Below are 19,937 nucleotides of genomic sequence, written 5' to 3'. Positions count from 1 at the left end.
GCAGGCAGGTCCATGGCTCTCGACCCCGACTATTTCTTCTATTCCGATGGCACGATCACGCTGACCAACGGCTCGGATCTCGCGACCGGCACCTTCACCGCATGGGATCCTGCCGTCCTGCCGTTCGATTTTGTTTTCCCGAATGACGGCATGTCTGGAATGGCCGTCATCAAGGAAGTGCTCGGCATGAGCCAGATCCGGCTTGCCAAGCCGTGGCCGGGCCCGACGCTGACGGATGCGCCTTACTTCATGGTGCGCTGGACCAAGCACACCGATCCGAAGATCTATGCCCTCCGGCTCTCCGATTACCTCACGCGCCTGAAGGCCATTCCTGAGAACCTCGAGGAGATCGGTCAGCAAGTCGCGACGGATGCAGCGGCGGTGGCTTCGGCTCTGCCAACGATCACGCAGGCGGCCAGTGATGTCGAGGCAGACCGGCAAGCCGTCGATATTGCGGCGGCGGCCATTGAGGTTGCCCAGATCGCCACCCTCGAAGCGCGCGACGAGACGATCGAGGCCCGCGACGTGGCTGTCTCGGCGGCGGGGTCCACGCAATCGCTCTGGGACACCCGTGCGGCGGCCCTGGCGGCCAATATCCCGGCCCCTGTCCAGTATTTGCGAACGGCGGGCTATGCAGCAGTCGGGGATGGTGGCGGGGCTCTCTATGATCGTATCGCGGCCCCGTCGACTGCCAAAGCTTGGCACTTTCAGAGTGCAGACGGAGCATGGTGGGCTCTCGTGGCTGACCCCGTCAGACCGAGGATGCTCGGGGCCAAAGGCGTTGGAACCGACGACACCGCAGCCCTCCAAGCCGCAATCGATTACTCGGCCGCGTTCAACGTTGAACTCGACCTTGGGGCCGGAGATTTTGGCGTCGCAGGCGAGTTGCTGGTCAACACTTCGCATTTCAAAATGACAGGTGCTGGATTGGGGAACACCACGCTCCGGGCCGTTGGCAACTTCGGCTTCATGCTCCGGATCGGGCCGTCGGCTAATTACTGTCGCATCCAGCATCTGACGCTCCTTTCCATGTATACCACAACGCGTTCAGTCCGGATCGATGAGAATGCAACTGTAATTCGGTTTTCGGGCTGTGAGTTCTCCGGCGACGTGGCCGATAACCTCGTCTACTCCATGGGGCAAAACGTCGATTTCGATGCCTGCTCCTGGTATGTCGGCGGTGCCAATACGCTTGCGCTCACCTTCGATTGCTACAACCAGAACGGCGGCGTCACCGACTGCCGCATCGGCGGCCCTGGCAAGGGGATCCGGATCGCTCGCTCCAGTGCCGCAAAGCACCGCGTCGAGGGGCTCCGGGTTGTCGGCACCTACTTTATTAACACAGGCGAATACAACATTGAGGTTGGCCCTTCGTTGTTCACAGTGATCGACAGTTGTGTTCTCGATCAAGCTGGGCTCGCGAACGTGAAGATCTTGGACGGGGCCGACAACGTCACCCTCTCGAATAATTGGGTGGCCAATGGAGGGGGGTTTTCGGGTACGGGCGTCTATATCTATGCTAACGCTGGCAATGGCCATATCATCCAGGGCAATCAGTTCCAGTTTTGCGCGCAGGCCATCGTAGTCGACGCTAATCCTAGCAGCCGGATCAGCAACGTAACGATCTCTGGGAACTCCTTCCAATCCATGGGCAATAACACGCTGGTTCTGGACAGTGTGAATGGGTGCATCATCACGGGCAACACGGATGGCTCGTTGCCGGGTGGCGGGTCGTGGATGACTAAGGGCACCTTCGGGCCCGGGAGGTACATCTTCGACAACAACAAGTGGCACACCACTCCCCCGGGTTTGTTCCACTCCACCTCATCCTACCGTTTTGGCAACGAGATCGGCATCCGGGGCAGCAACGAGGGGGCGACCATGCCGGGGGCGAGCGTGACCTCGATGACGATCCCGCATGGTCTGTTCACCACCCCGGACATCGCCTTCGCGCAGTTGGAGGGCCATAACTCGGCCGTGACGATCTCGAACCGCACGAATACAACGTTCACTGTAAGCTGGAATACAGCTGTGAACCCGGTCATTCACTGGCAGGCCAAGGTCGCGCGCTAGGAACCTGTGCAAAGCGGCGCTTGATTGCTCCCCGGAGGATGGGAATAATGGCCCTGAATTGACAGGGACCATGATGGACAGCGCATTTCAGAGGGTGATGGAGCGGCGCAAAGCTCGGCTGTTGGGCAACTACAGGGTTGCAGGGAAGCGGGGCGTCGAGGTCGGCCCTCTCAGCCGGCCCGTGGTGCGGCGGGATGAAGCAGAGGTCTATTACGTCGACCATTGCTCAACCGAGGAGTTGAAGGCGAAGTATTCTGGCGACCATGCCCATATCGAGGGGATTGAGGATGTCGACTTCGTCTGGCGCGACCAACCGCTCGTGGATCTGATCGGGGACAAGGCTCCCCTCGACTTCATCATCGCGGCTCATGTCATCGAGCACGTTCCGGATCTGCGGGGATGGCTTGGTGAGATGCACGATGCTCTGAAGGTCGGCGGGCGTCTGCTCCTGATCGTTCCGGACAAGCGGTTCACATTCGACTTCTACCGCCGCCTAAGCTCGTTCGAAGAGGTCACGCAGGCCTGGCAGGAGAAGCGCCGCCGCCCAGGTCTGCGCATCGTCATGGATCACTTCGCGAACGTGGTGACTGCCAACACCTGGGCGCTCTGGGATGATTATAGGACCGCTGAAGGCCAGCAGTACCATCACGGTCCCGAGTTCCTTGAGATGGCGATGCGGCAGCATGCAGAAGGCCAGTATGTGGACGTTCATGCCTGGGTGTTCACACCCTGGCACTTCATGCACCTGATGAGCCGCATGGTTCGGGAGATGGGGCTCAAGTTCGACCTGAAGTTCTTCATGACCACGCAGGATCACGATCTCGAGTTCTACGTGCAGTTGGAACGGGTCAAGATCCCGTCGACGGATTGGGCGGCCGAGGCCGAGAAGGCAGAGCGAGAGGCGCTGTGGCCGCCTGGCTCCGCTCACATCCAGAGGTCGGAAGCCCAAATGGTCTTGGAAGACCAGAACGCCGCGCTTCGGAACGATCTGCTGGCGATGCAGAGCAAGTTCGAGACCTTGCAGGCTGAGTGCCAGGCGATCAGCGCGCAGCTTCAGGCGGAACGGTCGCTGACCATGGCGGACCGGGCGAAGCTGGGATTGAGAGCCCGCCTGGGCAGACTAGCGAAATAACTCCTTCCTGATCGCGAGGGATTAGCAGCCGCTCTTCGGAGCGGCTTTTTCTATGCCACATCACGAGGACATCATGACCACCGAGACATTCGGGCGGGCGCTTTCGCTCGTCCTCAAGCACGAAGGCGGGTACGTCGATCATCCGAAGGATCCGGGCGGCGCCACCAACCGAGGGATCACGCTGACAACCCTAAGTGCTTGGCGAGGGCGCAGGGTCTCCAAGGCAGAGGTCAAAGCCCTCACCGTAGAGGAGGCCGGTGCTATCTACCGAGCCAACTACTGGAATGTAGTGAAGGGCGATGATCTGCCAGCCGGCCTGGATTATGCAGTCTTCGACTTTGCTGTGCTCTCGGGTCCTGCGCGAGCTGCAAAGCATCTTCAGGCCTTGGTTGGGACCAAGGCCGATGGGGTGATTGGCCCTCAGACCCTGGCGGCGGTGCGAGCTGGACAGCCAGCCGATCTCGTCCGGAAGCTGACCAAGTCTCGGTTTGAGTTCCTCTCCTCACTTCCGACCTGGCCGGTCTTTGGCAAGGGCTGGCGTTCGCGAATTGTGGGGGTAGAGCAGCAAGCGCGCGCCATGATCACGGCGCCCGCCGCTCCTGCTCCAGTGCCACCACCACCCGGCTCTGAACGCGCTCCAGCGCCGCCCCCTCCCGGCATCGACCCTGCTCCGGTTCCCGTCTCCCAGCCCGCCACTTCAGGCGGGCTTTTTGCTGCCCTCAAAGGCCTCCTGGAAGCCCGTTTCGGAAAGAAGGCATGATGTCACCGATCATTGGCTTGCTCCTTCAATACGCTCCCGAGTTGATCGGCATGTTCGCCGGCGACAGGGCGGGCGCCGCAGCCGGCAAGGTCGCCGATGTCGCCAAGGTTGTGTTTGGGACAGATGACCCGAAGGCGGCACAGGCCCAAATCCAGGCGGATCCGAAGCTTGCCGAAGTCTTTGTCGAGCAGGCCAGGACCGCCCTTGAGGTCTTCCGTCTGGAAATCCAGGACGCGCAAGACGCCCGGCAGCAGACGATCACCCTGGCGCAAACCGGCTCGGCGATCTCCTGGGGAGCGCCGCTCGTCTCGATCCTGGTCACGGTGATGTTCGGCGGGGCTCTGTACCTTGTCCTAGCCCAGCCTCTCGCCCTGGACGAACGACAGGCGACCGTCGCCAACATCCTGCTCGGCGTCCTCGGGGCGGCCATGACGCAGGTGATCAACTACTGGCTCGGCAGTTCATCGGGCTCCAAGCGGTCGGGCGACGCCGTTCGGACCATTGCCGAGCGGGCCATTGCTGAGACGGTCCTGCCCCGAAAGGTGGGGCCTTAAGAATGCAGTTCAGCTGGGACATCAACCTCTCAACCATCTTCATGATCGGAGGGACTGCGCTCGCCCTCATACGGTTCTGGATCCAGGCAGAGCAGAAGGCCGTCCAAGCCGACAAGCGGGCTACCGCGGCTGAGGAGAAAGCGGACAAGGCTCACGAGAAGATCGCCATCCTGCAGGCTTCCGTGAATGCCTATCAGGTCACCCAGGCGGAGCGCCTCGTCTCTCGAGAGGTTCTGCGAGAGGTTGAGGGACGGCTGGCAGGCTCGATCGAGAAGCTCGGAGACCGGCTGGACAGTCTGCTTCGGGAGGTTATCCAGCACCGGGGAGAGTAGGGACCATCCACCCTTGCCGCCAAGCTTCCCGACTCTATGTCGTGCCCTCCCAGGAGATGCGGCACATCACCTGAAAGGCCTCGTCGGCTCACGCTGGCGGGGCTTTTACGATCTCCACCCTGGCGGCATAGGCCGGTCCTTGTAGGACACGCCCAAAGCCGCATTCCGCACGGCATCTGCCTTCACGCCATAGAGGCGGCCGATCTTGGTCCATCTCCTGTCGCCCACAGCATAGCGTAACCGGATATCGAGAACCTGCTCGACGGTCAGCTTGTGGGAGTTCTTCTTGGGCCTGCTCATCCGTATTCGACTCAACGAGAACGAATAAGGAACATGGCGCTTGAGCAGGAGTGAAGTCGAGTCCTAGCAATAGGGGTGGGGGGGAGGCTGTGGAAACAGTGGATAGTGGCTGCCGCTCGTTCTCGGCTATTCCTTAGTTCCTTCTAGAGGGGGAAGGACGGGCGTCCCGGCTAAAGCCGTCGCGCTGGCAGGCTTCGCCCTCAGCTCCTTCGGATCTTCGCCGTTCCGGTGCTCATCGCTGACGCGGAGGGCGGCGCCGATCATTTCAGCCCATACCCCGCGTGCCCACTTCCTGCACTCGCCCGTTCCGCAAGCGTCGACCATCCCCTCTGTCGGCTCCCGCATGGCCTCAATGGCTAGTCGGGCAGCTCTGTAGGCCCTTCGCTTCTCCTGCGGGTGGTCGTCATTGTCGAACATGCGGCTTGCGAACTCGCCATCGTCAGGATGGTAGTTCGTGCTGAAAATGGCCCTCGCAACCTTCTCCACCATCTCACTCATAGCCACCTCCAACCCTGCGATTGCGGGAGACCTGCGGATTATCGCCCGTGTCGCAAAGAGCGGACTGAGCAACCCGAGCCGCTTCCTGACAGCCTTGGCAGCACGTATTCTGCGCTATGCTCCTGAGGGAAGTATAGAACCGCTCGTTCTCGGCCCTTGCACCCTCAAGAAGCTCGGCTTGGTTCTTGTTGATGACGCGCAGTTGATCAATGACTTTCCAAGAGCCCGCAATCCGGTCCACGCTATCCTGTAACCGCTGGATCTCCTGATCTCGCTCAGACATGGAAAGGGCGTGCTCATCCATCAGGGTATGGGCCATATCAAGCGCCATGGCCCGAATTGTGTAGATGCCGCCGTTCAGCCCCTTCCACCGCTCTGCGATAGCTTGGATGCGACGTGAGAACTGCTCGACATCCTGAGGCGGCGCGACTTCGCGGCTAGCCTGTCCAGCCATTGAGCTTTCCCGATGAGGGCCTTGGCCCGAAGGAGGGCACATATGATCTTCACTCATTTCCCATCCTCCCAGCAGCGATAGGGGAAGGGAGAGCGGCTTTGCCTGCCTCGGTGAGAACCCAGCCAGTGAAAGGCGCCACGGTCCAGCCGTTTCGGCACCCCTCACGTTTCTCGACAAGTCCCTTCGCCGCCAGCTTTTCCATGGTCTTCCGCTTCCAGTGAAAGTGCATCCCATCTGGCCATCGGGCGCATTCTTGAAGACCGGCCATTTCCAGCTTGTTCAGGCTCATCCCATCCTCCCGGATGCAAGAGGGGCGGGAAGGGCGAACAATGGCATGACGGGCTCTCCGTCTGATCCGATCCGGACCCACTCGCCGTTCTCGAATGACAGGTCACCGCCCGGCAGATCTGTGAAGCGGTGGGACCAGCCCATCGTCCAACGGGACAGGATTACGGTGGCGGGCAGACCGTCGATCATCTCTAACTCCGCCCGGATTGCCCTCTTGCCAGAGCCAACATAGGCGGCGCTCAGGACCGATTTGAAGGACGGCGGGACCCCTGGCGGCAGAACCGACTCAAGGGTTCGAGAAGTGATGGTTGCGGCTGTGCTCATGGCATACCCTCAAAACGTCCAACAGAACGTCCAACGTCAGGGCCGCCAAGGCTCTCTTAAACCCTTGCTCTGCAAGGAAAGTTGAGGGCTTAGAAAAGGAAATGGCGGAGACGGAGGGATTCGAACCCTCGATACCCTTTTGGGGTATGCTCATTTAGCAAACGAGTGCCTTCAGCCGCTCGGCCACGTCTCCGGGCGAAGCGGCCGGATCTGGGATCCCGCTTCGCAGGTGGCGCAATAGACGCGAAGAGGGTCTTTTCGTCAAGGTCCTAAATTGCCCGTTTCCAAGGCTGCGGCTTGGCGCTTCAGGGCAGGGTTACGAGAGCGGCCACCAGGCTGCCGAGCCCGGCGGTGGCGCCGATCAGCAGAAAGGCATCCAGGGCGAGAGACCAAAGGTCTTGATGAAACGGGTGCATGATAGACCCCCTTGGTTTGGGTCGTTTCTATCATGCAGTGACGTTACGGCATTGTTCTGGATCAAAGACAGGCTTCAAAAGACCGGAAGCGAGGGCCGCGCTCCTACCAGAACAGGTTGGACAAGGCGAGACTGGCCAGTCCGATCCCTGAAAGGAAGATCGGAAACCATTTCGGGCATGCGCAATTGGCTTCGTCGAGTTCCACCCTGTTCCTCCATCGACCAGTGAGGGATGCCATCAAAGCGTCTGCGGGCCCGATAGGGAAGAGCAGCGAGTGGTGAAATATGTGCCTTTACGACTAAAGGCCGGGCATCATGGGATGGATCGCTTCGCTCATGAGGCAGGGCTTATCTCCGCCTTCCCATAGAGATGCCGGATTTCCTCGAAGCTGCGGATGGCAGGGCCGGACGGCCTGACGATGACGGCGCTCAACTGCTTGAACTTGTCGTCGGCCCAATCTTCGACGACCAAGGTGACGGCATCCCGAAGCGGCAATGTCGCGACCTTGCATGCCATGTTCATGCCGGCCGACCGTTCGTATGGCCGGGTGAGTGCAAGAAGGTCCACCATCTCGTCCAAATCGTGGGCTGCGGTCACGATGCTCTCCACTTCGAAGTCTCGAACGAGCCCGGGCATTGGCAGCCAATTGTGGCAACCAAATGCCCAAGCTTGGTTCAGGCTCGGACTTCAACGGAAAAGAGCGGATCGCCTCAGGGTACGACCCGGCGTGCCGGATATCTGAACCGCTTGAGCAATTCGTCGCTATGGCCCACGAGCAGGGCTGCTTCCGACGGGAGGGCGTCTTCGGTCACGGATTCGAAGCCCGGGAAGAGGCCCAGATACGCCGTGTTCGGGAGGCTCACGAGGAGGATCGATTGGCCGGATCCCGGGTCGCACGCCGCGGCGAGCATCATCTGCTTAGGGCTTCCGAGCTTGACGAACAGTTCCTCGAACCGCTCCTGCGTCGGCTCCCACTCAGCAGGACTGACGGCTTTCTTCGCCCACAGCATCGCCGACATCCCGGCCAGAGGAACCCAGTCTTATGCTTCATCCTAATCCAATGCGGGCCGACAAGCGAGCGGCTGCACGAGGTCATGACAGGAGAATGAGACGAGGACGCGCTGTCCGGAAGGTTCGAGGCCGCACAGAGGATCAGATCAATTCAGGCTCTTTTTCTCGGGCCTCATGTCGGAAAGGCATGACTTGGAGATGTCGCCCGTAGCATCTGGAATGATAAGAACGGACACCGCATGGCCGTGAGACGCGAGCGTATCGGCCGCATCGAAAGCCGATCGTTCCGCGTCCTGCCGTGTTGCGAAGGCCGACTGCTCCCGGTCCGCGTATGTGACCAGCCACTCGTCCTGAAATTTGAAGACGACAAAGCGGTCCGTATGCATCAGCCCCTCCCATGCTTTGCAATCGAGCCCTGGCAGGCTACCCGATTACAGCCCGTCGGGAACGAGGCGATGGGGGTAGGCGGATGGTCAAAAAGGATAGAGCGGACGCGGCTCTCAGGTCCGAAAGTTCCGGCTTTCCTCCGTAAGGCACGCGCAATCCGGCCCGGAAAGCCGGTGCCGTCGGCGTGACCGACGGCACCTGTTCTTCATGGTTCGGCAGTTTCGGCTCAGGCGGAAGGAAGCCGTCCCTCAGGGGTATATTTGTCGACGGCCTGCGGAAGCTCCCTGGACAGGCGAGCGAGAAGCTCCTCGCGGGACAGGCCGGTCTGCTGGGTCAGGGTCGCCAGGACATCAGGTCCTATGGCCTGTTCCAGTTGCTGCGGCGCGACCTCCTTGTTCGGGCCGGTGCCCACCCAGGAATCGGCAACGTCACCATGGCCACTCTGCCTGAAGCTGTCGATCAGCTCGCCCAGGCCACCGTTGAGGATGCCGCCCGGGTTCTGCCCGCTCAACCCTCCCAGCAATCCGCCGAGACCTCCTAGGCCTCCCGGACTGCCTTGCGGTTGGCCTGGATTTCCCGGCGTGCCTGCGGGGTTGTTGTTCGATGTCGCGCCGCCCAGCATTTCGGCGATCTTGTCCCTGTTCTGGTAGCCGGCGATGGCAAGAAGCCCCAAAAGGGCGGTCATGGATGGAAAGCCTCGGCTCATGAAATCCTCCTCGTCCGATGCACGAGAATCGCGGCCGCCCCGAAAGAGTTCCAATGCACAGGGTCTCAATGGCACCGGTTGGGGAAAATCACGCCTCGGGAACCGGCCGAATGGTCGGATTGACGAACCTTTGCCTGCCGCGGAATGTATGCGCCCGTGTTCGGGAGTGTCTTGAAAGGTAAGACCGATGGCGATCTTCGATGTGGCGGTGATAGGGTTGGGGGCAATGGGCAGCGCCGCGCTATTCGACCTCGCCCGCCGGGGGCAGCGCGTGATCGGCATCGAACAATTCGAGCCCGGCCATGACAAGGGCTCCTCGCATGGGGAGAGCCGGATCATCAGGCTTTCCTATTTCGAGCATCCATCCTATGTGCCGCTGGCCCGCCGGGCCCTGGAGAAGTGGCGCGAGCTGGAGGACCTCACCGGAGAGACCATTCTGACGGTCACGGGTGTTCTCGAGGCGGGTTATCCCGGCTGTGAGGTCGTCGAAGGCTCCCTGGAGGCGTCCCGGCTGCACGAGCTCGACCATGAGGTTTTAAGCGCAGCTGAGATCAACCGGCGCTTTCCCGCCTTCGAGGTTCCGTCTCATTGGACCGGATTGTACCAGCCGGATGGCGGGTTCCTCCGGCCGGAACTCGCCATCCGGCAGTTCGTCGGATTGGCCCAGGGGCATGGCGCCGAGGTCAGGACGAGGACGCGCGTTCTCGCCATCGAGCCGATCAGTTCGGGCGTTCGCGTCAGGACCGAAGCCGGCGAGATCGAAGCCGGGTCGGTAATCGTAGCGACAGGCGCCTGGATCGGCGATTTCGCGCCGGAGCTAAAGCCTCACCTCAAGGTGACTCGTCAGGTGCTAGGGTGGTTCGAGCCCTTGCGACCGGCCTCTTACACACCGGATCGCTGCCCGGTTTTCATCTTCGAGTCCGAGGAGGATGCCTGCTACGGCTTCCCGGATTTCGCCGGTACGGGCGTCAAGGCCGCGTCCCACATCAAAGGCGCTCAACTCATGTCGGCCAACGACCTTGCCCAGGACGGAGGCGCCGAGGACGAGGCGCATATCCGCCGCATGTTCGCCTTGGCGATGCCGGATGCCAACGGGCCGCTCAAGGCCATGCGGACCTGCATGTATACCCGAACTCCGGACGAAGATTTCGTGATCGACCGGTCATCGATCGATCCGCGAATCGTTCTGGCCTCGCCCTGCTCGGGCCACGGGTTCAAATTCGCAAGCGTGATCGGGGAGGTGCTGGCCGACCTCGCCCTTGGAAAAGCGCCCGCGAACGACATCTCTCGTTTCAAGCTCGATCGCTTCAGCGCGCAATCGGCCTGAAACAACAATTCACCATCTGGAGGAACAGCCATGAAGTATGGATATGTCTGTCACCTGTCCGTCCTGGCCCTGCTGGCGGGGACCGGCTTGGCTCGCGCCGAGGACATCACGATCGCCGTGGCGGGCCCGATGACCGGCGCGGTCGCCAGCATCGGCGAGCAGCTCAAGAACGGCGCCGAACTGGCCGCGCAGGCCATCAACCAGAAGGGCGGCGTGAACGGACAGACCGTCAAGATCGTCGTCTATGACGATGCCTGCGATCCCAAGCAGGCCGTCGCCGTCGCCAACCGCATCGTGTCCGACGGCATCAAGTTCGTGGACGGCCATGCCTGCTCGGGCTCTTCGATCCCGGCCTCCGAGGTCTATGCGGAGGCGGATGTGCTGATGATGAGCCCGGCCTCCAGCAATCCCGCCATGACCGACAAGGCGGCCGAGCAGGGCTGGTCGACCATCATGCGCCTTTATGGCCGCGACGACGCGCAAGGAAAGTTCATCGGGCCGTGGATCAAGCAGAACTACGGCACCAAGAAGATCGGAATCCTCCACGACAAGAGCGCCTACGGCAAAGGTCTCGCTGACGTCGTGAAGGCCTCCCTCAACAACGCCGGGGTCAAGGAGGTGCTCTATGAGGGCATCAACGCCGGCGAGAAGGATTACAAGGCGGTGGTGAACCGCCTCAAGAGCCAGGGCGTCGAATTCCTCTATTTCGGCGGGTACCATACGGAGGCGGGGCTCATCATGCGCCAGGCCGCCGACCAGGGCTATAAGTTCCAGCTGATGATGGGCGACAGCATCGCAACGCCTGAATTCGGCGCCGTGGCCGGTCCTGCGGCTGACGGGACCCTGTTCACCTTCCCGCCGGACGGGCGCGACAGCGATGCCGCCAAGGGAGCTCTGGAGCAGTTCCAGAAGATCGGCTTCGTGCCGGAGGGCTTTACGCTGTTTTCCTATGCGACGGTTCAGGCCATCGCCGGCGGGATCGCCAAGGCGGGCAGCAGGGATCCGAAAGCGGTCGCCAAGACCCTGCGCGATACGAATGTCGATACCGTCCTGGGGCCAGTGACCTTCGACGAGAAGGGCGACATCAAGAACCCGAAGTACAACATCAATGTCTGGAAGGGCGGCACGTACAGCAAACTGACCCAATAGGGGGGAAGGCTTGCCTGGATAACAGGGCGGTTCCGTCGGGAGCCGCCCTCTCTTATGGCCGGCGTTGGCTATTCTTGAGCGACGGCCTTGTCGTGTTCCCGCGCCGGGACGAGGTGCTCGATGGAGACCCAGTCGGTGCAGGCCCTGAGAATGGGGGCAAGATACGCCCGGTTGCCCTCGATTTCGATGACCCGGCAGGAATAGGCCCGTCGATCTCCCGGCGGGCGGTATACAACGGTCACACCGGGCCGGATTTCGTCTTGGGCCTGTGCATGAGGTTCGTTGCTGGCCGATAGAGTACTGACCTGCCTGTTGTCCTGTTCAAGGGCGGCTTTCTGTCCGGCCCTGTAACGGTCGAGAGCCTGGATCGCCACTCTGGCTCTATCGCGGTAACGGTCGCAGACGACCCGCATCAGCGTTCCCTTCTCGCGGCCTGGATACCAAGTCACGCCACCGATCTTGGCCAGCTCCTCTGCGACGATTTCGATTTCTTCCTCAGTCATTGGCTACAATCCCTCATGAGCAGTTGGTCTGTGCTCAGGTCTTGTGAAAGCACCCTGGCGAACTGCCTCGTTGAGTGCTGATGCCCCCAAAGAATTGTTATTGGTTGCGGCGCCTGGCGTTTGGATTGCGCCGTATAAGGAGACGTTTGACTACGCCTTTAATTCCATCATCTGCTTCTGCAGGATGGCGAGTTGCTGGATATAGGGCTGCCGGCGCTCATAATGGCGCGTTTTCAGCCGTGCGAGTGCGCGAATCTTGAGGTTGGTGTCCGGGGAGGTGTTACTGAGTTTCTGACGCTCCTGTTCGTAATCGTAATCGATATCGGCCAGGGTTGCGAGAAGGGACTGAAGTAACGGCTGGATGGTGGGTGGATACATTCTAGGAAGGTGGGGCTTGCTATACCTTTCTTCGTTCTGAAATTTAGTATCATTCATCTCGTTCCTCATATTAACTTGCGTTAATAGAGCCTCAGAATACTGAGGTCGGGTTACCCCGTCTGTTGGGAACCCGACAGAAGCGGAAGAAATCTTTCTTTCGATCGATTTGCTGCGTTTCTCACTTCAGCGCGAGCCGGGCAGAAGCCTTTCGAAGCTTTGGCGGATCGCGTGGTAGCACTCGCATGCCGTCTCCTCGATCCCGTCGTGATCGGTGATCCTGATCGTTCCACGGCCCTGACTGATCAGCCCCATACGCTGGAGTGTGCTCGTCACGCTGCTGACCGTCGAGCGCTGAACTCCCAGCATCTCGGCGAGGATTTCATGGGTGAGGGGGATGTCGTCCTTATCGGTCCGGTCGCGGGTGCTCAGAATGGCGCGGCAGCAGCGGGCTTCCACACCGTGTATTGCGTTGCAGGCAACGGATTGAAGCGTCTGCGCCAAAAGGGCTTCCGTGTAGCGGAACAGCAAGCGGCGGATGCTCTCGCGCTTGTCGATCACGTCCCGCAAGCGGTCCAAAGCGATACGCGATGCCGTACCGGCGATCTGGGTGACGTAACGTCCGAAGGATTGGTGCATGATCAGCGCGCTCATGAAGCCGAAGACCGATTCCCTGCCGAAAAGCGCCATCTCGACGGAGCCGCCATCCTGCAGAACGGCGACCAGGGAAATGACCGCATCATGGGGGAAGTAGGTATGCCGGATCTGTTCCCCTGTCTGATAGACGACCTTCCCTCGCGGCAGGTCGACAACTTCGAGATGGGGCTCCAGCAACAAATAATCGTCTGGCTCCAAAGCGGCGAGGAGCTGGTTTCTCCGGTGTATGGCGGCCTTCGTACCATTCTTCATGGCAGGGTCTCACCGCTTTTAGGATTCCCGGATGAGGGCAACCGGGTATCCGCCATGATATTGATATCACAACTTAAAAATGTGCAATGCCGGCGGGCCCTTATGAACAGGTGTTTCGCATTCTCTGGTTGGCCCTCCTGGCAAGCAGTATCGGAGTGGAAGCTCTGCTTGATCTCAAGGGAACGGCGAGCGCTTCGCTTTGTGCCGTTCTTTGATGGGGCATGCCTCCAAAGAGCGTGTTGAAGACTTCGCGCGTCCATTTCGGAGCATGCCTCTGCGCTCATGTCATGGGGCTATGCGTATGATCGCAGGGAAAACCGGTTTACCGGTCCCATGGAAGACTCCAGCATGGCTGTAGGCCGATTCCTTCAGGAGACTTTCGCATTGAGTACGCAACCATCTTCGCATCAGACGCGCGGCAGCACCCCGAACGACCTGGCCGATTGGTCCGCTTCCGAGCTTCTCGATGCATATGCCCGCAAGGCGGTGTCTCCTGTCGACGTGACGAAGGCCGTGATCGCGCGCATCGATGCATGCGAACCGCGGCTCCAGGCTCTCTACGCCTATGATCCCGATGCGGCGCTTGGGGATGCCCGCGCCTCGGAGCAGCGCTGGATGAGTGGAGAGGCGCGAGCGCTCGATGGCATTCCGGCGACGATCAAGGAGAACATCGCCACCAAGGGAACGCCGGTGCCGCTCGGCACGGCGGCGCGCCCACTTACCCCGGCAGCCGAGGACGCGCCGGCCGCGGCACGTCTCCGGGAGGATGGTGTGGTCGTTCTCGCCAAGACCACCATGCCGGATTACGGCATGCTCTCCTCCGGCCTTTCGAGTTTCCATGCGCTCGCGCGCAATCCGTGGGACCTCTCGAAGAATCCGGGCGGCAGTTCGGCGGGTGCGGGCGCCGCCGCGGCAGCCGGCTACGGGCCGTTCCATATCGGAACGGACATCGGCGGGTCGATCCGCCTGCCGGCGTCCTGGTGCGGCGTGTTCGGCCTCAAACCCAGCTTTGGCCGGATTCCCATCGACCCGACCTATTACGGGCGTGTGGCGGGGCCGATGACCCGCACCGTGCGCGACGCGGCCCTGATGATGAGAAGCCTCACGCGACCCGACATGCGCGCCCCCATGAGCCTGCCGTATCAGGATCTTCCGTGGCTCGATCTCGACATTGAGGTGAAAGGGCTGAGGATCGGCGTGATGATGCAGGCGGGGATCGGGATGCCGCTCGATCCGGAGGTGCGAGACGCCGTCGAGAGCGCCGCAAAGGCTTTCCAGGAAGCCGGTGCGATCGTCGAGGACGTGCCGCCGTTCATCACCCGCGAGATGCTCGACGGCCTCGACGATTTCTGGCGCCAGCGCGCCTGGATGGACATGGCCCCCCTGAGCGATGGGGAGCGCGGAAAAATCCTTCCTTACATCCTGCAATGGGCGGAGGGCGGCAAGGACTTGACAGGCGCAGAGGTCTACAGCGGCATGAACCAGATGATGGTGATGCGCCATGCGGCCGTCGCCGCGACGCACCGCTTCGACTTCGTCATCTCGCCGGTGGCGCCCTGCGTGGCCTATCCGGCGGAGCTCGCATCGCCCATCCACAATCCCGAAGAGCCGTTCGAGCATATCGGCTACACGGTCGCCTTCAACATGTCGGACCAGCCGGCATCCTCCGTCAATGCAGGCTTCACCAAGGCAGGCCTGCCTATCGGCCTCCAGATCATCGGCCGCCGCTTCGACGATGTAGGCGTGCTGCGCCTCTCTCAGGCCTGGGAGACGATGTGTGCGGACAGGCGCCCCTGGCCGACGCTGTAGCGCGGGGTGGCTCTCGCCCGGAGGTCATGACCGGCCGTGTGCCGGCCAATCCGCTTCTGTCAAGCGCCGCACCCTTCCTATCGAGACCACCGGCCCCAGACCGTAAAAACGCGGGAGGGAAGGGCCATTGAAGCGACACTAAGGGCGAGACTGGCGGGTTTCCTCCTCTGAACGCTGCTGATAAACAGCCGCCATGACGTACAAAGTCGCCGCCCTCTACCAGTTCGTTCCGCTGCCGGATTTCCGGGAGCTGAGGGACCCCTTGCATCGGCTTTGCCTGGATCTCGAGATCCGGGGCACGCTGCTCCTTGCCCATGAGGGCATCAACGGGACGGTGGCCGGAACCGACAAGGCCATCGACGATCTCATGGTCGAGCTCCGGGGCGGCGCGCTCTTCAAGGGGCGCCTCGACAATCTCGAACTCAAATTCTCGACCTCGGCCGAGATGCCGTTCAGGCGGATGAAAGTACGTCTCAAGAAGGAGATCGTGACCCTCGGCGATCCGCAGACCGATCCGCTGCGCCGCGTCGGGACCTATGTGACGCCTGCCGAGTGGAACAGGCTCCTGGACGAGCCCGGCATCGTTCTGCTCGACACCCGCAACGATTTCGAGGTCGAGATGGGCACGTTCGAGGGGGCGGTCGATCCTCGGATCAAGCGCTTCAGCGAGTTCAAGGATTTCGTGAAGAACAAGCTCGATCCAGGTCAGCACAAGAAGGTCGCCATGTTCTGCACCGGTGGCATCCGGTGCGAGAAAGCGAGTTCCTACATGCTGGCCCAAGGCTTCGAGGAGGTGTTCCACCTCAAAGGCGGCATTCTGAAATATCTGGAAGACGTGCCGGAAGCTGAGAGCCGCTGGAACGGCGGGTGCTTCGTGTTCGACGAGCGCATCGCGCTTGGACATGGTCTCGTGGAGCAGCCGGACAGGGGGGAGCAATCCGATGAGTGATCTCGAGACCCGCATCGAGTCTCTCGAGGTGCGAGCAGCCTATCAGGACCAGGTGATCGAGGACTTGAACCAGACGGTCATCGCCCAGTGGAAGCTGATCGACAGCTTGAGACGGCAGTTCAACGAGCTGCTCGACCGCGTCCAGGAGGTCGAGGACAATGCGGTCGGCTCCCCCGCGTCCGAGCCACCGCCACCACATTATTGAACTCGGCGCCAGGGCAGCCGCATCAGACTTTCTTCACGAACTCGGTTTTGAGCACCAGGCCCTTGATCTGAGCCGACCGGCATTCGATCTCGCCTTCGTCATCCGTCAGGTGGATGTTCTTGAACGTGGTGCCCCGTTTCAAGGTCGTCGAGGAGCCCTTTACCTTGAGATCCTTGATGACCTGGACGGAATCACCCTCGTTGAGGATGGTCCCGTTGCTGTCCCTCACAACCATTCTTTTCTCCCTGCGAGGCCTTCGCGCCCCGCCGGAAGGGCATAGCTGCTTGGTGCGCCTGTTGTCCAATCGGGCCTCAGGCGCGTGTCTGGCACCCGGTTCCCATGAGGACTAAAATTTTTTTCACGCTCCTCTTGAACGGTGAAGCTTGCCCAACCAAATCATCGCCCGCGGAGGCCCGGAGAGGCTCCGTTTGAGCCGTTAAAACGCTGATATCATTGGAGGAAGCTTCATGAAGTTCCGTCCTTTGCATGACCGGATCGTGGTCAAGCGCATCGACGCCGAGGAGAAGACGGCGGGCGGGATCATCATCCCGGATACCGCCAAGGAAAAGCCCCAGCAGGGCGAGGTGATCGCTGTCGGTCCCGGCGCCCGCAACGACCAGGGCCAGCTCGTTCCCCTCGACGTGAAGGTCGGCGACACCGTGCTGTTCGGCAAGTGGTCCGGCACGGAGGTGAAGATCGATGGCGAGGATCTCCTGATCATGAAGGAGAGCGACATCATGGGCGTGCTGGAACAGGCCGCCGCCCAGAAGAAGGCCGCTTAAGGCCGATCCCTCAACCAGAGTCACACATCGTTACGTCTCATCAGGAGTGACGAACAATGGCTGCTAAGGAAGTCAAATTCGCCCTGGATGCCCGCGAGAAGATGTTGCGCGGCGTCGATATTCTGGCCGATGCCGTGAAGGTCACGCTGGGTCCCAAGGGCCGCAACGTGGTGATCGAGAAGTCCTTCGGCGCTCCGCGCATCACGAAGGACGGCGTCACCGTCGCCAAGGAGATCGAGCTCTCCGACAAGTTCGAGAACATGGGCGCCCAGATGGTGCGCGAGGTCGCGTCGAAACAGAACGACCGCGCCGGTGACGGCACCACGACCGCGACGGTTCTGGCCCAGGCCATCGTCCGCGAGGGCGCCAAGGCTGTGGCCGCCGGCATGAACCCGATGGACCTCAAGCGCGGCATCGACATGGCCGTCGAAGCCGTGGTGGCGGACCTCAGGAACAATGCCAAGAAGGTCACCTCGAACGACGAGATCGCCCAGGTCGGTACCATCTCGGCAAACGGCGATGCCGAGGTCGGCCGCATGCTGGCCGAAGCCATGCAGAGGGTCGGCAACGAGGGCGTGATCACCGTCGAAGAGGCGAAATCGCTCGAAACCGAGCTCGAAGTGGTCGAGGGCATGCAGTTCGACCGCGGCTATCTCTCGCCGTACTTCATCACCAATGCCGAGAAGATGCGCGTGGAACTGGAGGATCCCTACATCCTCATCCACGAGAAGAAGCTCTCGGGTCTCCAGGCGATGCTGCCCGTGCTCGAGTCCGTGGTGCAGACCGGCAAGCCGCTCCTCATCATCGCCGAGGACGTGGAAGGCGAGGCGCTCGCCACCCTCGTGGTCAACAAGCTGCGTGGCGGCCTGAAGATCGCCGCCGTGAAGGCTCCGGGCTTCGGCGACCGCCGCAAGGCCATGCTCGAGGACATCGCCGTCCTGACCAAGGGCCAAGTTGTGTCCGAGGATCTCGGCATCAAGCTCGAAAACGTCACCTTGCAGATGCTCGGCCGCGCCAAGAAGGTGGTGATCGAGAAGGAGAACACCACGATCATCGACGGCGCCGGCCAGAAGGCCGACATCGAGGCTCGTGTGGCTCAGATCAAGGCGCAGATCGAGGAGACCACCTCGGACTACGACCGTGAGAAGCTCCAGGAGCGTCTGGCCAAGCTCGCAGGCGGCGTCGCGGTGATCCGCGTCGGCGGCGCGACCGAGATCGAGGGGAAGGAGAAGAAGGACCGCGTCGATGACGCCATGCACGCCACGAAGGCGGCCGTGGAAGAAGGCATCCTGCCCGGCGGCGGCGTCGCGCTCCTGCGCGCGCTCAAGGCGCTCGAGACGGTGAAGCCGATCAACGACGACCAGAAGACCGGCGTCGAGATCGTGCGCCGCGCTCTCCAGGCTCCGGCCCGCCAGATCGCTCTCAACGCCGGCGAGGACGGATCCGTGATCGTCGGCAAGGTGGCGGAGGCGTCCGATTACTCCGCCGGCTGGAACGCCCAGACCGGCGAGTACGGGGATCTCTACAAGTTCGGCATCATCGATCCGGCGAAAGTCGTGCGTGTCGCCCTTGAGGATGCCGCTTCCGTCGCAGGCCTTCTCATCACCACAGAGGCCATGATCGCCGAAAAGCCCAAGAAGGAAGCCGCTCCAGCGATGCCTGCCGGCGGCATGGACTTCTAAGCTCCGGCTGTCATCAGACAATCGAACGGCGCCGTGCGAGCGGCGCCGTTTTCTTTGGACGGAAGGTCTGCGAAAAGGAGCGACTAGACGGCGCTCCGGAATTTACCGATGGCGGATCAGCCTTGTGTCTTCCGGCTCCGCCACGCTGGTTCTGATGGAGCCGGTCGTGTCCTCAGGCGCCATCTTACGCAGCTGGTTCACGAAGGCCGTCAGGCTGCTCACTCGCTCCGGTTCGGGAGCGAGGAAGGTGAGGGCACTGCTGTCGAATGGCTCCTCTTCGATGGTGCCGTCGATCATGATCGTCGTCTTGATCCCGGTCTGGATATCGAAGGAGATGGATTGCACCTTCGTTCGGCGCTGCGGGTCGACCGGCTCGGCAATCACGAGGGATGCCATCGAGGCCGAGGCCGAGGCGAGGATCGGCTTCGCTGGCGCGCGGACGACCGTCACGGATTGTTGAGGGGGCTTGGCGGCGGACGCCTGCACGGGCTGCTTATCCTGAGATTTTTTGTCGGAATCACCGGAGCGGTCGCGTGCGGACTGGGAGACCGCCATGTACTCCGTCGGTCCGGACAGGATTTTCTGAAGCCGCTCATGGGCCTCCGAGGCTTCCCTTTGCGTCGTTGAGCCGAATGCCGCCACAAGTGGATTTTTGGCTTTTTCCGCCTCGGCCTTGGCCTTGGCGGCCTCCGCGGCTTTGGCTGCCGCAATCCGCTTCTTGGCCTCAGCCATCTGGGCGTGGTTGTTCGTGCTGTAGGAGTAGTGCTTTCCGTTGATCTCGTAGCGGACCAACCGAGCCTGCGCGCCGCTGGAAAACGTCCCAAGTGTGACGATGGAAGCTCCAAGCAAAATAAGCGTTTTGTTCATCGGCCTATAAGAGCACTTTGGCTCTTCCCCTTGCTTGGGACAAGCTCAATTAAAGATTGTGGCAAATCTGTGTTTTATGGAAAGTAATTGGATGCCTCGTAAGGGGTAGAAGTTAGTTATACTGATACAAATTTAAGTAAATTAT

Annotated in this window: 25 protein-coding genes and 1 tRNA gene; 12 read left to right on the top strand and 14 right to left on the bottom strand. The window is 61.3% G+C overall.

Annotated elements, in window-relative coordinates; translation table 11 throughout:
- The first annotated feature begins 12 nt into the window (after positions 1–12).
- The 5 genes from H0S73_RS16670 (at position 13) to H0S73_RS16650 (ending at position 4,851) form a co-directional block, all read left to right on the top strand.
- Positions 13–2,073 (top strand): hypothetical protein, encoded by a 2,061-nt coding sequence (locus tag H0S73_RS16670; protein ID WP_181053197.1) that lies wholly within the window; start codon positions 13–15, stop codon positions 2,071–2,073.
- 70 nt (positions 2,074–2,143) lie between these two features.
- Positions 2,144–3,205 (top strand): class I SAM-dependent methyltransferase, encoded by a 1,062-nt coding sequence (locus H0S73_RS16665; RefSeq protein ID WP_181053196.1) that lies wholly within the window; start codon positions 2,144–2,146, stop codon positions 3,203–3,205.
- 73 nt (positions 3,206–3,278) lie between these two features.
- Positions 3,279–3,965 carry a glycoside hydrolase family 108 protein gene (locus tag H0S73_RS16660; RefSeq protein ID WP_181053195.1) on the top strand — a complete coding sequence of 229 codons (687 nt, stop codon included), beginning with the start codon at positions 3,279–3,281 and terminating at the stop codon, positions 3,963–3,965.
- Positions 3,965–4,519 (top strand): hypothetical protein, encoded by a 555-nt coding sequence (locus H0S73_RS16655; RefSeq protein WP_181053194.1) that lies wholly within the window; start codon positions 3,965–3,967, stop codon positions 4,517–4,519. The genes H0S73_RS16660 and H0S73_RS16655 overlap by 1 nt, the downstream gene beginning before the upstream one ends.
- Positions 4,520–4,521: 2 nt before the next feature.
- Positions 4,522–4,851 (top strand): hypothetical protein, encoded by a 330-nt coding sequence (locus H0S73_RS16650; RefSeq protein ID WP_181052463.1) that lies wholly within the window; start codon positions 4,522–4,524, stop codon positions 4,849–4,851.
- A gap of 105 nt (positions 4,852–4,956) precedes the next feature.
- Here the strand turns inward: H0S73_RS16650 and H0S73_RS16645 are convergent, their stop codons facing one another.
- From H0S73_RS16645 to H0S73_RS16605, 9 genes are all read right to left on the bottom strand, one after another.
- Positions 4,957–5,151 (bottom strand): hypothetical protein, encoded by a 195-nt coding sequence (locus H0S73_RS16645; RefSeq protein WP_181053193.1) that lies wholly within the window; start codon positions 5,149–5,151, stop codon positions 4,957–4,959.
- 126 nt (positions 5,152–5,277) lie between these two features.
- Complete coding sequence (locus tag H0S73_RS16640) at positions 5,278–5,649, bottom strand: hypothetical protein (protein WP_181052465.1); 372 nt, start codon at positions 5,647–5,649, stop codon at positions 5,278–5,280.
- Positions 5,642–6,103, bottom strand: coding sequence for a hypothetical protein (locus tag H0S73_RS16635; RefSeq protein ID WP_181053192.1), 462 nt, complete (start codon positions 6,101–6,103; stop codon positions 5,642–5,644). The genes H0S73_RS16640 and H0S73_RS16635 overlap by 8 nt, the downstream gene beginning before the upstream one ends.
- Positions 6,104–6,152: 49 nt before the next feature.
- Positions 6,153–6,392, bottom strand: a complete 240-nt coding sequence (locus tag H0S73_RS16630) for a hypothetical protein (RefSeq protein WP_181053191.1) — start codon at positions 6,390–6,392, stop codon at positions 6,153–6,155.
- Positions 6,393–6,817: 425 nt separating this feature from the next.
- Positions 6,818–6,908, bottom strand: a tRNA-Ser gene (locus H0S73_RS16625).
- 556 nt (positions 6,909–7,464) lie between these two features.
- On the bottom strand, positions 7,465–7,728 hold the full coding sequence (locus H0S73_RS16620) for a hypothetical protein (RefSeq protein WP_343058394.1): 264 nt from the start codon (positions 7,726–7,728) through the stop codon (positions 7,465–7,467).
- Positions 7,729–7,841: 113 nt separating this feature from the next.
- Positions 7,842–8,141 carry a hypothetical protein gene (locus H0S73_RS16615; protein WP_181053189.1) on the bottom strand — a complete coding sequence of 100 codons (300 nt, stop codon included), beginning with the start codon at positions 8,139–8,141 and terminating at the stop codon, positions 7,842–7,844.
- A gap of 147 nt (positions 8,142–8,288) precedes the next feature.
- Positions 8,289–8,528: a hypothetical protein gene (locus H0S73_RS16610; RefSeq protein ID WP_181053188.1), complete on the bottom strand. Its 240-nt coding sequence runs from the start codon at positions 8,526–8,528 to the stop codon at positions 8,289–8,291.
- Positions 8,529–8,755: 227 nt separating this feature from the next.
- On the bottom strand, positions 8,756–9,235 hold the full coding sequence (locus tag H0S73_RS16605; RefSeq protein WP_181053187.1) for a YidB family protein: 480 nt from the start codon (positions 9,233–9,235) through the stop codon (positions 8,756–8,758).
- A 187-nt stretch (positions 9,236–9,422) separates the two neighbouring features.
- Between H0S73_RS16605 and solA the strand changes: the two genes are divergently transcribed.
- Both solA and H0S73_RS16595 read left to right on the top strand, forming a co-directional pair.
- Complete coding sequence (solA, locus tag H0S73_RS16600; RefSeq protein WP_181053186.1) at positions 9,423–10,562, top strand: N-methyl-L-tryptophan oxidase; 1,140 nt, start codon at positions 9,423–9,425, stop codon at positions 10,560–10,562.
- Positions 10,563–10,592: 30 nt separating this feature from the next.
- The gene (locus H0S73_RS16595; RefSeq protein ID WP_181053185.1) at positions 10,593–11,711 is read left to right on the top strand and encodes a branched-chain amino acid ABC transporter substrate-binding protein; all 1,119 of its coding nucleotides are present in this window, start codon (positions 10,593–10,595) and stop codon (positions 11,709–11,711) included.
- A gap of 68 nt (positions 11,712–11,779) precedes the next feature.
- On the opposite strand, the gene H0S73_RS16590 is transcribed toward H0S73_RS16595, so the two are convergent.
- The 3 genes from H0S73_RS16590 to H0S73_RS16580 form a co-directional block, all read right to left on the bottom strand.
- The gene (locus tag H0S73_RS16590) at positions 11,780–12,214 is read right to left on the bottom strand and encodes a hypothetical protein (RefSeq protein ID WP_181053184.1); all 435 of its coding nucleotides are present in this window, start codon (positions 12,212–12,214) and stop codon (positions 11,780–11,782) included.
- A 150-nt stretch (positions 12,215–12,364) separates the two neighbouring features.
- Entirely contained in the window at positions 12,365–12,649 is a 285-nt protein-coding gene (locus tag H0S73_RS16585) for a hypothetical protein (RefSeq protein ID WP_181053183.1), read from the bottom strand.
- Positions 12,650–12,775: 126 nt separating this feature from the next.
- The gene (locus H0S73_RS16580; RefSeq protein WP_181053182.1) at positions 12,776–13,498 is read right to left on the bottom strand and encodes a Crp/Fnr family transcriptional regulator; all 723 of its coding nucleotides are present in this window, start codon (positions 13,496–13,498) and stop codon (positions 12,776–12,778) included.
- Between the two features lie 282 nt (positions 13,499–13,780).
- Here H0S73_RS16580 and H0S73_RS16575 point away from each other — a divergent pair, with 282 nt between their 5' ends.
- The 3 genes from H0S73_RS16575 (at position 13,781) to H0S73_RS16565 (ending at position 16,461) form a co-directional block, all read left to right on the top strand.
- On the top strand, positions 13,781–15,307 hold the full coding sequence (locus tag H0S73_RS16575; RefSeq protein WP_246388988.1) for an amidase: 1,527 nt from the start codon (positions 13,781–13,783) through the stop codon (positions 15,305–15,307).
- 193 nt (positions 15,308–15,500) lie between these two features.
- Positions 15,501–16,256, top strand: coding sequence for an oxygen-dependent tRNA uridine(34) hydroxylase TrhO (gene trhO / locus H0S73_RS16570; protein ID WP_181053180.1), 756 nt, complete (start codon positions 15,501–15,503; stop codon positions 16,254–16,256).
- Positions 16,249–16,461, top strand: a complete 213-nt coding sequence (locus H0S73_RS16565; RefSeq protein WP_181053179.1) for a SlyX family protein — start codon at positions 16,249–16,251, stop codon at positions 16,459–16,461. Before trhO ends, H0S73_RS16565 begins: the two co-directional genes overlap by 8 nt.
- 22 nt (positions 16,462–16,483) lie before the next feature.
- Here H0S73_RS16565 and H0S73_RS16560 read toward each other — a convergent pair whose 3' ends face one another.
- Positions 16,484–16,696, bottom strand: coding sequence for an alkylphosphonate utilization protein (locus tag H0S73_RS16560; RefSeq protein WP_181053178.1), 213 nt, complete (start codon positions 16,694–16,696; stop codon positions 16,484–16,486).
- 232 nt (positions 16,697–16,928) lie between these two features.
- Between H0S73_RS16560 and groES the strand changes: the two genes are divergently transcribed.
- Together groES and groL are read left to right on the top strand one after the other, a co-directional pair.
- The gene (gene groES / locus H0S73_RS16555; RefSeq protein ID WP_181053177.1) at positions 16,929–17,243 is read left to right on the top strand and encodes a co-chaperone GroES; all 315 of its coding nucleotides are present in this window, start codon (positions 16,929–16,931) and stop codon (positions 17,241–17,243) included.
- A 56-nt stretch (positions 17,244–17,299) separates the two neighbouring features.
- Complete coding sequence (groL, locus tag H0S73_RS16550) at positions 17,300–18,925, top strand: chaperonin GroEL (RefSeq protein WP_181053176.1); 1,626 nt, start codon at positions 17,300–17,302, stop codon at positions 18,923–18,925.
- Between the two features lie 102 nt (positions 18,926–19,027).
- Here the strand turns inward: groL and H0S73_RS16545 are convergent, their stop codons facing one another.
- Positions 19,028–19,792, bottom strand: coding sequence for a hypothetical protein (locus H0S73_RS16545; RefSeq protein ID WP_181053175.1), 765 nt, complete (start codon positions 19,790–19,792; stop codon positions 19,028–19,030).
- Between the last annotated feature and the right edge of the window lie 145 nt (positions 19,793–19,937).

It is taken from the genome of Microvirga mediterraneensis (genome assembly GCF_013520865.1).
In the GTDB taxonomy this organism is placed as follows: Bacteria; Pseudomonadota; Alphaproteobacteria; order Rhizobiales; family Beijerinckiaceae; genus Microvirga; species Microvirga mediterraneensis.
This window is presented reverse-complemented; position numbering and strand designations above follow the sequence as displayed.

Bases quoted from the DNA above. Each gene is read 5' to 3' on its own strand.
- H0S73_RS16670 (WP_181053197.1), top strand. From the start codon at position 13: ATGGCTCTCGACCCCGACTATTTCTTCTATTCCGATGGCACGATCACG.
- H0S73_RS16665 (WP_181053196.1), top strand. From the start codon at position 2,144: ATGATGGACAGCGCATTTCAGAGGGTGATGGAGCGGCGCAAAGCTCGG.
- H0S73_RS16660 (WP_181053195.1), top strand. From the start codon at position 3,279: ATGACCACCGAGACATTCGGGCGGGCGCTTTCGCTCGTCCTCAAGCAC.
- H0S73_RS16655 (WP_181053194.1), top strand. From the start codon at position 3,965: ATGTCACCGATCATTGGCTTGCTCCTTCAATACGCTCCCGAGTTGATC.
- H0S73_RS16650 (WP_181052463.1), top strand. From the start codon at position 4,522: ATGCAGTTCAGCTGGGACATCAACCTCTCAACCATCTTCATGATCGGA.
- H0S73_RS16645 (WP_181053193.1), bottom strand. From the start codon at position 5,151: ATGAGCAGGCCCAAGAAGAACTCCCACAAGCTGACCGTCGAGCAGGTT.
- H0S73_RS16640 (WP_181052465.1), bottom strand. From the start codon at position 5,649: ATGAGTGAGATGGTGGAGAAGGTTGCGAGGGCCATTTTCAGCACGAAC.
- H0S73_RS16635 (WP_181053192.1), bottom strand. From the start codon at position 6,103: ATGGCTGGACAGGCTAGCCGCGAAGTCGCGCCGCCTCAGGATGTCGAG.
- H0S73_RS16630 (WP_181053191.1), bottom strand. From the start codon at position 6,392: ATGAGCCTGAACAAGCTGGAAATGGCCGGTCTTCAAGAATGCGCCCGA.
- H0S73_RS16615 (WP_181053189.1), bottom strand. From the start codon at position 8,141: ATGCTGTGGGCGAAGAAAGCCGTCAGTCCTGCTGAGTGGGAGCCGACG.
- H0S73_RS16610 (WP_181053188.1), bottom strand. From the start codon at position 8,528: ATGCATACGGACCGCTTTGTCGTCTTCAAATTTCAGGACGAGTGGCTG.
- H0S73_RS16605 (WP_181053187.1), bottom strand. From the start codon at position 9,235: ATGAGCCGAGGCTTTCCATCCATGACCGCCCTTTTGGGGCTTCTTGCC.
- solA (WP_181053186.1), top strand. From the start codon at position 9,423: ATGGCGATCTTCGATGTGGCGGTGATAGGGTTGGGGGCAATGGGCAGC.
- H0S73_RS16595 (WP_181053185.1), top strand. From the start codon at position 10,593: ATGAAGTATGGATATGTCTGTCACCTGTCCGTCCTGGCCCTGCTGGCG.
- H0S73_RS16590 (WP_181053184.1), bottom strand. From the start codon at position 12,214: ATGACTGAGGAAGAAATCGAAATCGTCGCAGAGGAGCTGGCCAAGATC.
- H0S73_RS16585 (WP_181053183.1), bottom strand. From the start codon at position 12,649: ATGAATGATACTAAATTTCAGAACGAAGAAAGGTATAGCAAGCCCCAC.
- H0S73_RS16580 (WP_181053182.1), bottom strand. From the start codon at position 13,498: ATGAAGAATGGTACGAAGGCCGCCATACACCGGAGAAACCAGCTCCTC.
- H0S73_RS16575 (WP_246388988.1), top strand. From the start codon at position 13,781: ATGTCATGGGGCTATGCGTATGATCGCAGGGAAAACCGGTTTACCGGT.
- trhO (WP_181053180.1), top strand. From the start codon at position 15,501: ATGACGTACAAAGTCGCCGCCCTCTACCAGTTCGTTCCGCTGCCGGAT.
- H0S73_RS16565 (WP_181053179.1), top strand. From the start codon at position 16,249: ATGAGTGATCTCGAGACCCGCATCGAGTCTCTCGAGGTGCGAGCAGCC.
- H0S73_RS16560 (WP_181053178.1), bottom strand. From the start codon at position 16,696: ATGGTTGTGAGGGACAGCAACGGGACCATCCTCAACGAGGGTGATTCC.
- groES (WP_181053177.1), top strand. From the start codon at position 16,929: ATGAAGTTCCGTCCTTTGCATGACCGGATCGTGGTCAAGCGCATCGAC.
- groL (WP_181053176.1), top strand. From the start codon at position 17,300: ATGGCTGCTAAGGAAGTCAAATTCGCCCTGGATGCCCGCGAGAAGATG.
- H0S73_RS16545 (WP_181053175.1), bottom strand. From the start codon at position 19,792: ATGAACAAAACGCTTATTTTGCTTGGAGCTTCCATCGTCACACTTGGG.